At 33.3% G+C, this 13,729-nt stretch carries 10 protein-coding genes; 9 read left to right on the top strand and 1 reads right to left on the bottom strand.

Annotated features, from left to right (window positions below; all coding sequences use genetic code 11):
• Positions 1-52: 52 nt before the first annotated feature.
• The 9 genes from BD847_RS04145 to BD847_RS04105 all read left to right on the top strand — a co-directional run bounded on the left by BD847_RS04145 (position 53) and on the right by BD847_RS04105 (position 11,889).
• Positions 53-712, top strand: a complete 660-nt coding sequence (locus tag BD847_RS04145; protein WP_115886997.1) for a metallophosphoesterase family protein — start codon at positions 53-55, stop codon at positions 710-712.
• Positions 709-2,007, top strand: coding sequence for a protein kinase domain-containing protein (locus tag BD847_RS04140; protein WP_115886996.1), 1,299 nt, complete (start codon positions 709-711; stop codon positions 2,005-2,007). Before BD847_RS04145 ends, BD847_RS04140 begins: the two co-directional genes overlap by 4 nt.
• 519 nt (positions 2,008-2,526) lie before the next feature.
• The gene (locus BD847_RS21060) at positions 2,527-2,952 is read left to right on the top strand and encodes a TraM recognition domain-containing protein (protein ID WP_394336440.1); all 426 of its coding nucleotides are present in this window, start codon (positions 2,527-2,529) and stop codon (positions 2,950-2,952) included.
• A gap of 675 nt (positions 2,953-3,627) precedes the next feature.
• Positions 3,628-6,213 carry a M43 family zinc metalloprotease gene (locus BD847_RS04130; RefSeq protein WP_115886995.1) on the top strand — a complete coding sequence of 862 codons (2,586 nt, stop codon included), beginning with the start codon at positions 3,628-3,630 and terminating at the stop codon, positions 6,211-6,213.
• A gap of 39 nt (positions 6,214-6,252) precedes the next feature.
• Complete coding sequence (locus BD847_RS04125; RefSeq protein ID WP_115886994.1) at positions 6,253-7,278, top strand: lipid A-modifier LpxR family protein; 1,026 nt, start codon at positions 6,253-6,255, stop codon at positions 7,276-7,278.
• 909 nt (positions 7,279-8,187) lie between these two features.
• Complete coding sequence (locus BD847_RS04120; protein WP_115886993.1) at positions 8,188-9,027, top strand: amidohydrolase family protein; 840 nt, start codon at positions 8,188-8,190, stop codon at positions 9,025-9,027.
• Positions 9,028-9,224: 197 nt separating this feature from the next.
• A complete protein-coding gene (locus tag BD847_RS21110; RefSeq protein ID WP_449404005.1) occupies positions 9,225-9,320 on the top strand; it encodes a cation transporter in 96 nt (31 codons plus the stop codon).
• Positions 9,317-9,640, top strand: a complete 324-nt coding sequence (locus BD847_RS04110) for a DUF6660 family protein (protein ID WP_115886992.1) — start codon at positions 9,317-9,319, stop codon at positions 9,638-9,640. Before BD847_RS21110 ends, BD847_RS04110 begins: the two co-directional genes overlap by 4 nt.
• 71 nt (positions 9,641-9,711) lie before the next feature.
• Positions 9,712-11,889 (top strand): TonB-dependent receptor, encoded by a 2,178-nt coding sequence (locus BD847_RS04105; protein ID WP_115886991.1) that lies wholly within the window; start codon positions 9,712-9,714, stop codon positions 11,887-11,889.
• Between the two features lie 295 nt (positions 11,890-12,184).
• On the opposite strand, the gene BD847_RS04100 is transcribed toward BD847_RS04105, so the two are convergent.
• Positions 12,185-13,684: a S41 family peptidase gene (locus tag BD847_RS04100; RefSeq protein WP_115886990.1), complete on the bottom strand. Its 1,500-nt coding sequence runs from the start codon at positions 13,682-13,684 to the stop codon at positions 12,185-12,187.
• Positions 13,685-13,729 lie beyond the last annotated feature (45 nt).

Here is a 13,729-nt window from a genome sequence, read left to right as displayed (position 1 = left end):
ATGATGTTTTTCTAGAAAAAAATAAGAACTTTATTTATTTTTACTAACACTTATGAGAACTTTTGTTATATCAGATATACATGGAAACAACGTTGCTTTTAGAAAAGCACTAAAACATGTTAAATTAAAAAAAACTGACCGCCTAATTATTTTAGGAGACTTTATTGACCGTGGGGAAGATAGCAAGGGTGTCTTAGATACAATTTTATTGTTAAAAGAGCATAATTTTGATCTGGTTTGCTTGAAAGGTAATCATGAACAAATGCTTTTAGACGCTTTCGATAATGTTAACAATTTGAATAGTTGGATTAAGAATGGGGGCGAAAAAACTTTACTAAGTTTTTTAACAAGCTCTATAAACAAAATACCGTCTAAGTACATTGATTTAATTAAATCTTTTGCTTATTACTACGAAAATGAAAATTTTGTTTTTGTACATGCATCTTTAAACATGACAATAGAAAATCCATTCACAGATATTGAAACTATTTTATGGGAAAGAGAACCATTTAAATATTATAATGAGAACTGGATAAAAAACAGAATACTAATACACGGGCATAGTCCTACTGCACAAAACGTTATAGTTTCTAGTATAGAAAATAAAAATAAAATTATATGCATTGATAATGGAAGCTTTTTAAAAAGAGAAGAGTACGGGAGTATCTGTATACTTGAATTAGAAAATTATAAATATAACTTTATTAGATGAGAATTTTAAAAGTAATAGAAGTAATTAATCAAGGAGGTTTTGGAATTATTGAAAAAGTAATTTGTGATGATGGAAATGAATATGCACGCAAAACTTTTTGTCCTTCCTCACAATTTTTAAGCGATAAACAACTTTGCGATAAACTAAAAGCAAGATTTATAAGGGAAGTAAAAACACAAAAACTTTTACCTAAAGAGTATTTTATACCAATTATTTACGAAGATTTAGAGAGCGATAATCCTTGGTTTTTAATGCCTATAGCCGAAGATGTTTACAGTAATGAGATAATTAATTCCAAAGCTGAAAATAGAAATCCTGAAGGATTGGGAGATATTTTAAACTCTCTAGAATTTATCCACAGTAAAGGTCTTGTACATCGAGATTTAAAACCCCAAAATATTTTAAAGCACGAAGGAATTTGGAAATTAGCTGATTTTGGATTAATTTCCCAAGACAAGGAAATTTTATCCCAAACTATTACCACTAGTAATAATGCTTATGGAACTGTTCATTACTGTGCCCCCGAACAAACAACAGAATTTAGAAGAGTAACTCCCTTAGCGGATATCTATTCTTTTGGAGCAATTTTACATGATATTTTTACCGATGGGAATCGTGTTCCATATTCACAACTTACCGCTAATGGTGAAATTGGTGTAATAATCGAAAAATGTACTAAACATAAAAAAGAAGACCGTTTCATTAATATTGCTACATTAAGAAATAAACTTCTATATGTATTATCTAAACAGCCCATTTTAAAATCTACTGTAGATAATCAATGGTTTGAAGATTTTAAAAATACCCAATTTTGGGATGTAGATAAATTTGAAAGTTTTGTATTTTTCTTAAAGAGGAATAATGCTTTACATTATTCTTTTTTTTACGAAATAAACTTAGAAGTTATAGATAATCTTTTTAAAATAGACAAAGAGCTATTTGATGAATTTTGTTTAATGTACTTTGAATGGGTTTGCCAAACAAACTATCAATTTGATTACTGTGATGTAATAATTGGATACATACTTGATATATACAATAAAACATCTGATTTGGAAGTTAAAGCAAAAGCAGCAGTTACTTCTGCTGAACTAGCAAAATCACATAATAGATGGTATGTAATGCGCCACGTAGTAAAAATGTCTAATAAGGAAATAAATGATGATTTAGCCTTTAGAATTGTTATCGAAATTGACTCTAAAAGTAGAAACAAAGGAAATTTCCAAAGATGCGTAGAAGGAATAAATTTGAATGTTACAAGTTACCATGATATGATTGCTGATTTGTTTAATTAATTACAAATAATTATCCCTCCCGCTACCCCTGTAGATTATAGTCCACGTTGAAGCCCTATAAATAAAGGAAATAAGAGGTAAAGTTACGACCCAGTCGAGGTCACTCTACGGGACAAAAGATAAAAATCATCTTTTGTTCCGTTTTTTTTATTCACTAACTCCCTGTTAATTAAATATATACACTCTACAATTTTGTTCACCCTAGCGGTTTGTACTTTATTTTCTCTAATCGTGAAATTTTCAGGATAAACCAAACCAATTAAGCTTCGAGCTTCTGACAAATCCATGTCTAAGTATGCTTCATTAATTTTAATTAAATTGTCAATCCCTTTAACTAGTAAGGCTGGAAAAAACGGTCAAATTGACCACGCTTTTTCAGCATAAAGTGACCACCGCTTTCGGATTAAACTGACCACCACTTTTCAATTTAAACTGACCACATAGTTTCGGTTCAAATTGACCACTAAAAACTACTTCTTTTTCATGTTGTTAAACCACACAGCTTATCTAAACGATGCAATGGAACAGCTTGAAGGCCAGGTTGCATCCGCTAAAATAGCCATGTCAAAGCTCTCCTCCCCCCAACTCTATTTTGTGCTTACTGGTAGCGATTTTACACTTGATATTAATAATCCCCAAGAACCCAAAATAATCAGCATAGGCAACAATCCCCAGAAGATCCATACCTATGGAGCTGTAATCTCTTTATATGTAACCCGCCTGATCAAGCAGGTCAACCAAAAAGGAAAGCTTAAAAGCAGCCTCATATTCGACGAGTTTCCCACTATTTATCTCAGTGGCATAGACAGCCTTATTGCAACGGCGAGGAGCAATAAGGTAAGTACCTGCTTGGGGATTCAGGATTTCAGCCAGTTGCGCAAGGACTACGGACGTGAGCAGGCAGATGTTATAATGAACATCACCGGAAACCTTATCTCTGGGTAGGTAACGGGAGATACAGCCAAGCAGCTCTCTGAACGATTCGGCAAAATAATGCAGAATCGCGAAAGCCTGTCCATTAACAGCTCGGATACCTCCATAAGCAGGTCCAGATAGCTTGAATCTGCAGTTCCCGCCTCTAAAATATCCGCCTTAAGTTCAGGGGAATTTGTTGGCACGATAGCAGATGATCCTGACTGCAGAATCCAGCTAAAGGCTTTTCATTGCGATATAATAAACAATCATGAATCGCTTAAAAAAGAACAGGAATCCTATCAGGACATTGAGCCTGTACGGACTATTACAAATATAATGGTTAAACGGAATTACCTGCAGATAAAACAGGATATTGCAGAAGTGGTTGACTCCGAGCTTCAGCGCATGCTCCATCATCCCTCTTTGGTCCATCAGGTGATAAAAAAAGCTAAAGAATAAACCATGCTATCTCTATTTTACAATTTGTTTTAATACGACCTGCACAACGCAACTTTACAATCAAGTATTTTTACTCTTGTATGCCAATTTCAGAAACAATAAATTGGCATTAAAAAACACACACTACACTATTTATCAATAAATTACATTTAAAATAAATTAACTATTAATGTGAAACTTTATTGAATGTTAGTAAAGCTTCTAAAAACTCAGTTTTCCACATACCGGTAATTAAAACACTCATATATGAAGATAAAATTACTAATCTTGTTTGTTATTGTTTTAACAATACAAAGTTGTTCTGGCTATAAAGAAGTACAAATGCCGCCAAGCCAGCATATTGCTGATCCAGGAAATACGATAAAAATTCCGGTCATTGTACATGTTTTGCACAAAAATGGTGACAAAATCTTATCTGATGATCAAATTGATGCAATGATTGATTCATTAGCTTCTGATTTCAAAGGAAAAAATGCCGCTGTCCCTGCAGATAAAGCTGGCGATCGACCAGCTGGATACAAACGCAAAAATTCAAAAATTGTATTTGAAAAAGCAAAAATATTGCCTGATGGAACATTGACTACAGGAATCATAAAAAGAAAAACAAGTACACGGGTATTCAGTTACAGAAAAAGGAAAGCCTTTGCGGAAAGCCCGTTGATTGATCCCTACCACTATCTCAATATTTATATCTGTAACGTAAATAAAGGCACAAATGCGTATACACCCACTGAAACAGCTAATCATGGCGTGGTGATCGATTATGACATGATAGGAAATGTAAAAAAAGAACATACCTTAACCCATGAGGTTGGACACTGGCTGGGACTGCTGCACATCTTCGAAGGAGAGTGCAATGATAATGACGGCATCAAGGACACCCCGGCCCAAAAAAAAATCAATAGAGCTTATAAATCAACAGATGCTGATGTCAAATGCAGCAATGAAAGCAGAATCGTAATGGCAACCAATTTCATGGGATATAATGAGAACCGCGATTTCTTTTCAGCAGATCAGATAGAAGCAATGAGACAATTTTATTTGCAGTATCAGAAACCGGCTACCAAACCAAAAGATATTGAAGAATTTAAAACAGAAAGATTAAATCTGTTCCTTGGGGTCTTGCAGCTTAATGATAGCATTCCAGAAGATTCGCAAGCATTTCCAGACTGTGGCCCCTTTTTAAATTTGGTAGAAAATAAAATTTCAGAATCTGAAAATTCATCTGGCCTGAAATTAGTTGCAGAACAGGAACATCTTCCAAACGCATTCAACTGGCAATCAGATATAATCAATACAATATCAGTAATAGTTGCTGAACAATTTGAGAAAGAAGCCTTTAACCTGGCCCTTAATAGATTGTTTAAAAACATCGTGGAACCTCCTGCAGATCAGGACAAAATAAACTACGCCACCACATTTTATGCCTTGTTCCCGGAAACAACAGCTTTCATCAAAGAAATTTATTATTCAGGAAATCCATATACTGGATTGAATATTGCTACTCTGCAAATGCATATAAAAAATGACATTAACGAAGTTCCAAACTTATTTGCTGAAAAGCCGGAAATCCTGCTGCCAAAAATAAACAACTATCCTCTCGCAAGAGATTTCCTTTCTATAAGCAGTGAAGTAATTCAGTCTAGCTCAATAGGCACAGATCTTCCTGATATTATCAACAGGATTTCGCTAAAACCTTATATTACCAATGAAGTGAGGCAGCTAACCGGTGCCATCGCTGTCATCTCCAATAGTTTGAGAGCAGAAAGCGGAGAAGGTGAAGGTTTATGGATAGATCCTGTTCTTTTACTATCTCCTTATAAAATAGACTTGCAAAATGCTGAAGGTGCAAAAATCAGACAAATCTACAGACTGCTGTACTGTCAGTTAAGCCGCTTTTCTTTCATCAAGACATATATGGATTCAGGCTCGACCAATCTGGAACAAGCCCTTAAGATCCAAAATCTTCTCATTTTTGTAAATAAACTTGAAGACGCTTACACTTTTCTTAAAAGCAAAGATTTTAAGCTTCTCACTCTTGAGGATCAATTGTCATATGCAGAAAAAATCAATAAAAGCATCTACCAGGTCATGTCTGTTTTATCAAAAATTCCAGAGTTAGGACTGAATGAAAAAATCATTAAAATCCCTGAAAATTATTTGAAAATATTTAAATCTCTCTTGAAAAAAGAGTACCCAAATGCAATGCTGCTTATCGTTTCCGAATTTAAGAGCTATCTGCATGCTGAACAATCAAATAACGAACTCATCATCGTTGCAGCTGAAATTGCGGCAGACACAGATGGTTCGAAAATCAAAGCTATTCTAAAAGATTCTGTGGATCCAATAGGAACTTCTGCATTAAAACGGATCTCTCCCTGTAATATCAGTTTGAACAGTTACGCCGGAATTAATTTAGGCTATGAAACTATTGAAGACCCAAATGCCAAAGATTCCTGGTATGGTGGTGTGACAGCCCCTATAGGAATATCTGTCTCGTTCCTTCCATCATCCGTAGGTTCGTGGTCCATTTTTCTTGAAGTTCTTGATCTGGGCTCACTAGTTAATGTTCGTTTTAAAAATGACGAAACCACCTACGATGATCTTCGTTTTGAACAATTTCTTTCACCTGGAGCAGGTATTTTTTACAACTTTAAAAATACCCCTCTTACCATTGGCGGACGTTATAACTACATCAGCAATCTAAGGACAATAACATATAATGACGGGGTCTCAGATATTGTTGAGACCGGGCAGAATGTTTCTCGCGTAAGCTTTTCAATCCTATTCGATATTCCTTTGTTTACAATCTATAATAAAAAAAGAAAATAAACTTTTTGAAAACATCCTAATAATTAAAAATAATATCTTATGAAAAAGTTTTTAATAATTCTGACTTTTCTTTATTCCTGCAATGCCTTATCACAGGGAAGATCGGGTTTCCAAATATTATTTACCACTGAAAATGATTTTTTAGGTATCGACAATAAGGATGAAAACTATACAGGAGCTGCCAAGGTAGAATTGCTGACCCCCGAAATAAAATGGAAATGGCTCCCTTTTTTCAAATTTAGACAAGATCCAACTGTACTCAATGTTCAACGTTTTGGATTTGGAGGGACTGCTTATACTCCACAAGACATTGCATCCTCCGAGGTCGTGATTGGAGATCGTCCTTATGCCTCTTTAACTTTCTTTAGTTTTGGCAATGTGTGTTACAATACTACTAAAAATCTTATTCTTCAATCTGACTTAATAATTGGTTCGGTAGGCTCCCCAGGTCCTGGGAATGTTCAAAGCTATATTCACAAAAATCACTGGTTTGGTTCAGACCGACCTGAGCCTCAAGGATGGGACAATCAAATCGGATTTAATGGATCGTTGGTTATTAACTATAATATCCGGCTGGAAAAACTAATTCTCCTTGGAAAATCAAAATCGAATTTCCAGTGGATGACTCCTTACTGGGTAGCAAAAGCGGATATAGGAAATTATATGATGAATCTGCAAGGAGGCATTAAATTAAATTTTTTAAACTTTAATTCCGGTTTACTGCAGGATTACATACCAGGCCTTCCAACTTTTGTTGAAGAAGCACCTAAAAAAAGGGCTATTCGTTTTAACCTTTTTGCTGAACCCAGCGTAAGACTTGCAGCATATAATGCAACATTGGAAGGATTAATGTTTAATGACCAAAGCATATACAAAATTGAGCATTCTCAGGTCAACAGATTTTTGTTTGAAATTAATGCCGGTGCCAATTTACTTTTAGGAGATTTCTTCTATGCCAAATATAGCTTCTATGGCAGGAGTCAAGAGTACAGCGGAGGAAAATCTTTTCATACTTGGGGTGGTATAACAATTGGATTTTCACCGTCAAGATGGCAAACCAAATAACTGCACTAAAATACCAAATATCAATAATTTGAAAAACCAAACAGAGCATTTCTAATTTGGCATTAAAAACATTAATAACAATATTAATTCTAAACAAATTAAAAACCTTTTTTTACTGGGGCCAAAAGGAAATAAATCAATTTTTAGCTTCCGCGGAAGAACAATAAATAAGTGGAAAAATATTTATTATTTTCATCAAAATCGGCAGAAATAATCATCAAATTTTGACCTAAATAATCTCAAAACTATTATTTAATTTTGCTAAAAACTTATTTAAGTTATCCATTTAAATGCTAAGTTATGTAGTTTCATTTTACAAGTATATTAATAGCTCCATTTATTGAATTAACGAAATCACATTTTTTAACGTTTTTTAACATTAAACCCCTACGAAACATACAAACCGCTTCAAAACAAAAAAATAAACCAATTATCTTACAAATCAATCGAAAAATAAGCCAGTTTCTTTAAATCATTCATAAAATGATTTGTAAATTGTTCAGTAACCTCACTTCAAGAGACAACTATTATATAGTTGTCTCTTTTTTTATACACAAATTTCTAGATTTTTCAAACCTTCACAGCCTAATATCTGTGGTTCGATTTTTCCAAAAGATTTTTTTAGTCTGTTTGAAATAAGCAATCTTAAAAGCGGCTTTATTAGTTATTTAATCTAAGTTGAACGATGATTCGAAATCCCGTTAAGGATATAGGATTTTTTCCTCTTTTTATTTATTGTAACTTATTAATAATAAGAATATTAATTTCAAAATCAGTATTTTTATACTTTTATTAGAAACTAAACTATAGTTTTTCTTTTGTTTTTTATTTACAGAGTGATATTAACAGTAATCCCACCAAAAATTAGGAGGATTCAATATTTCAATATAAAATTTAAAATGTCGAAAAATGAAAAAAATAATCCTAATCTCATTACTTTTTGGCTTTTTTAATTCTTATTCTCAGAAAGTATTAGATACCCATATTCATGGTGAAGCAGACCCAAACATGCAAATGAAGCAGTTAGAAAATTCTGGTGTCTATAAAGCAGCCATCAGCACTTCTTGGGATTTGCAAAATACTTATCGAGATAAATATAAAATTGAATTACTTTACGGATTAATGCTCCCATGCCCAAATGGAAAAGTACCTTATGGTAACCGGCTTTGTTTCTCAGATGGAAAAGAATTGCCAGATATTAAATGGGTAGAGCAGCAAATTAATAATGGAAGAATTGATTTCATTGGAGAAATACTAAGTCAATATTATGGGATTTCGCCATCAGATAAATTATTATATCCGTATTACGAGTTAGCTGAGAAATATAACCTTCCAGTTGGTATTCATACGGGATTAGCTGGCCCAAATCACGGCTGTCCAAATTTTAAAGTTAGCTTAGGAAGTCCAATCCTGATAGAAGATTTAATACTTAAATTTCCGAAATTGAAAATTTGGATCATGCATGCAGGCAGCCCTTTTTTAGAAGAAACAATAGGTATTATGAGCGTTTATCGAAATGTATACACCGATATTTCTGCTGTTTCAAACCCATATATTGTTCCTCATAAAGATTTTTACGCTACTATGAAAAGATTAATCGATGCCGGTTTAGAAAATAGGTTAATGTTTGGATCTGATAATGGTGACATTAAGCAAGCAATTGAATCGGTAAATAAACTTGACTTTTTATCTTCAGAACAAAAAGAAAAAATATTCTACAAAAATGCAGAACAATTCTTTAAAAAATAAAAAAGACAACCTTTAACATGTAGGATCTCGTGATCTGTGTAGTATAAACAATAAAACTCCAATTTAATGTACTCCCTTAGATTTGCACCCTTATGCTTATGCTTTCGTTCCCTTACTGTTCAAATATTTTCTATCAAAATACAGAAAAGAAAATCTTCGTTTAAAACAAATCCAGTAGTCAAAATGTAGAATTTACAATTAGCGGAATGACTTGTGCCAGCTGTGAAAAACATGTGAATCATAAAGTAAACAAATTGGCAGGAATACTAATTATTTATAAATTTGAAGTGTGAAATCTTTCGTAACAATATTATCATTCATCGTGCTGTTTCTTTCTACAGTTCCATGCTCTGCATTTGCAAATCACTCAGAATGTGATGTAAAGAAAAATTGTGAGAATGATTCACATGACTGTGGTAACGAATGTAACGGAAAATGTTCGCCATTTTATTCCTGCGGAACCTGTATAGGATTTACACTAAATTTTAATTCAGTAATTATCAATGAAAAATTAGAATTTACTTTAGATGAGGTTTCTCAGACACCATCTTACAACAAAATTGTAGATTCATCCTTTATCTGCAAAATCTGGCAACCTCCTAAAATTTCTTAATATAAAAGTTTATTCCCCTGCATTAATATCATTATGCGGGTCTATTTATTATTAATATTAAGAAATCATAAATGTTTAAATATATTTTATTGATTGTGGCAATAGCATTTATTGGCACTACACAAGCACAGAATACTATCAAATTTCACCTCAAGAATGCTGAAACTAATGAACCTGTAAAAGGAGCCTCTGCAAAAATTGAAGAAACAAATTCCATTTTTACATCTGATATTGATGGCAACATTATTATTGAAAATCTTAAAGATGGAGATTATACATTGTCTATCACTATAGAAGGTTATGCGCCAAACAAAACGCTTTTTAAAGTACCTTCAACTGTCGATTTTATTGATATTGAATTGCAGAACGAGGACGAAGAGGCTGAAGAAATGGAAGAAATAATCGTTACGTCAACTAGAGGAACCAGAACGATCAGTAATATTCCGACCAGAGTAGAATTTATCGCTGGAGAAGAACTGGAAGAAAAAGCCAATATGAAACCAGGTGATATTCGTATGATGCTTAACGAAAGTACCGGAATTCAGACTCAACAGACTTCTGCAACTTCAGGAAATTCTTCTATTAGGATTCAGGGATTAGACGGTCGATATACGCAAATTCTAAAAGACGGTTTTCCTCTATACTCCGGTGCGTCAAGCGGACTGGGATTATTGCAGACTCCTCCATTAGATTTAAAGCAGGTTGAAATAATTAAAGGTTCTGCCTCTACCCTTTACGGCGGAGGAGCAATCGCCGGATTAGTAAATCTTGTTTCTAAAACCCCTACCGAAGAAAGAGAATTGCGATTTTTAATCAATGGAACTTCTGCTCTTGGACTGGATATAAATGGATTTTACTCTCAGCAGTTTAACAAAATTGGTGTAACCGTTTTTGCTTCTCACGATCGCAACGCTCCTTACGATCCCGCAGATATACAACTTACAGCTATACCAAAGTTTGAGCGTTTTAATTTTAACCCTAAACTTTTTGTCAATTTTAATGAGAACACCAAACTTAATTTTGGTGTCAATACTGTTTTTGAAAACCGTTTAGGTGGAAATATTGATTACATCAAAGATCAAAGTAAATATCCTGATAGTTATTTCGAAAAAAATAAAACACAGAGAATAAGCACGCAATTTTCCCTGACACATAAATTTAATGAGCAGGAATCGGTTACAATTAAAAACAGTTTTAATAATTTCAGTCGTGTCATCACGATTCCTGATTATGTATTTGATGGTTTACAGAATAGTACCTTTTCTGAAATCAGTTATTCTAAAAACGGTAAAAAAGCAGAATGGGTTGCTGGTGCAAACTTATATACCGACAATTTTACCGAAAACAGCCAAACCGCTTTTCCTTTAAGAAACTATAACCAGATAACTTATGGTGCTTTTCTTCAAAATACAGTAAAAGCAAAAGAATGGCTGGAAATAGAAACCGGTCTGAGAGGTGATTATGTTATTGATTATGGTTTTTCGTTTCTTCCAAGAGTTTCTGCTTTGTTTAAAATTAATTCTAAATTTACATCTAGAATTGGCGGCGGTTTAGGTTACAAAACACCAACTATTTTTACTGAAGAAAGCGAGCGTATCCAGTATCGAAATGTTCTGCCGATTAACAGCGATTTCAATAAACTAGAAAGAAGCTACGGCTTTAACTTCGATGTAAATTATAAAACTAAAATCACAGAAGATCTTTCCTTATCTTGGAATCAGTTATTTTTCTACACCAATGTAGACAATCCTTTAATTTTGAATTCTCTTCCAAATGATGTTTACCAGTTTATTAATGTAAACGGATATTTAGACACTAAAGGAACCGAAACAAATATAAAATTAGGCTATAAAGACTTTAAGCTATTTCTGGGTTACACTTATACAGATGCCTCAATAGATACCAATGGAATAAAATCTCAAAACCCTTTAACCGCAAAACACAGATTGAACAATGTTTTGATGTATGAAGTTGAAGACAAATGGAAAGCGGGCTTAGAAGCTTATTATTACAGTCCCCAAAAACTAAGTGACGGCACAACAGGAAGAGATTACTGGATTTTTGGTTTTATGGTCGAAAAACTTTGGGAGAATTTTTCAGTTTATGCCAATTTTGAAAATTTTACGGATACCAGACAGACTAAATTTGGAAGCATATATACAGGACCAATTTCAAATCCTGTTTTCAAAGATATTTATGCTCCGTTAGATGGATTTGTTGTGAATGGCGGAATTAAATTTAAAATTTAGCACTTCTTCATGATTTAAAACATAAAAAACTGCCTCCAAATTTTAGACATAGTTTGGGGGCATTTCTATGGAAAGAAAAGTGGACTTCATATATTTTCTGTCACAAAAGCTATTTGCACCTGCATTTTATTTTATAAATCTAATGAATAAAAATAAAAAAAGCTCCAGATTTCTCTAAAGCTTTTTACTCGGAAAGCATTCAAAAATCTAACCTTTTTTTTTGAGGATTATTATTGAAATAGCCTTAATTAAGATTGATGTTTTTTATTTCAAAATTTAATTTCGTTACAATTTATTATTTTTTCAACCTTTTAAAATCCTCTATATATAAACCTTTGGCTGTATTAGTAGGGTTGAACGCAGCAAGATTATCAATTTTTAATAAAGAAGAAGGATTGGCGGTTTTTGCTGTAGTTCGTATAGTTTGGCCAGTAATTAATTCGAGAGCTTTATTCAAATAAGGATCTTTTACGTTTCCAAATTCAACCAAATTTGAGAAAGTACTATAAGGATTGATTTCGTAATCAGGTACAATTCTCGCTGGATTTGTCTCTTTGTCTTTATTGTAATATGAAAAAGTAATAGGTTGCAATTGCCATTTGTGTTTAGTGCTTCGATTGGCATAGGACGTATAATCATTTGCAGGAGAATCGTATAAAGTGATTGAGCCAACAAATTTGCCAACAGTTTCTTCTCCTATCGTGGTAACGTTAATGTATTTTTTTAGACATTGTATCGTGAGCTCGCTGGCAGAAGCGGTTTGAAAACTTATCAGCACATATATTTTTGTCAAAGCAAGGCTGTTTATACTTTCTTCTCTCTGAAAAGTTGGTTCGTTATCAACCAAGTTAAAAATGTTTACTTTTTCAGAAAGATTTTCATAACCGTCTTCACTATTGTGTTTATCATTAAAGTCTAAATAAATATATGGTTTATTGGTAAAACTGCCATTAATCATTTGTGCTAAAGCAACTGCAGTTTCTACTGAACCGCCTCCATTGTATCTTAAGTCTAAAACCAATTCGTTAATTCCATCCGATTTCATTTTAGCGAAAGCCAAATTGAGTTCATCATTGTAATCGGATTTGAAACCATTAAAAACCAGATAACCTATATTCTTTGCTCCATATACTTTCTTTTCGTAATAAGCAACTGGGTTTTCATCAATTTCGGCTTTTGATACAGTCACAGTTTCTGGTTTATCTGTGGTTACTAAACTACTGCTTGTAAACTGCACGCTTGCTGCCAAAGTAATTGTGAATTGTGTGTTTTCTAGTTGGTCATAATTACGTGTAGTAAGTTGGCTTCCATTTATTTTTGTAATAACGTCGCCTCTTTTCAATCCTGCCAAAGCTGCTGGTGAACCTGGCACAATGTAGTTAATTAAGGCTACCATATTAAAATTGGATGCATCTTTAGGGTAGATTGCGTAATTAAAACCGCCTGTTTTTTCGACTTCTGCAATTTTTGAAACACGCACTATCTCATTACTGTTTTCAATCCAGGAAAATCTATCGACAGTTCCTCTTTGGTATAAGAGTGAATAAAAAAGCGCGTCGGGAGTTTTTCCGTTTATTAAATTGTTATATCCTTCGGTAGAAGTGATTTTACTGTCGGACAAATTGGCAACGTTGGGCTGCCAGTAGTACCAAGAATTCATAGCTTTCCAAACAAAATTATTAATCTCGTCTGGCTTAGTAGTTGATGGTTCTTTACTGTCAGAATCAGAATCCTTGCTGCAAGCTGTAAAAACCAATCCTATAATTAATATCTTAACAATATATTTTAATTTCATTATTTTTTGAATCGTTTGATTTAAGTTAAATTTGTGGATATATAA

The organism is Flavobacterium cutihirudinis (assembly GCF_003385895.1).
GTDB lineage: Bacteria > Bacteroidota > Bacteroidia > Flavobacteriales > Flavobacteriaceae > Flavobacterium > Flavobacterium cutihirudinis.
Note: the sequence above shows the minus strand (reverse complement) of the source record. Positions and strands in the feature narration are given on the sequence as shown.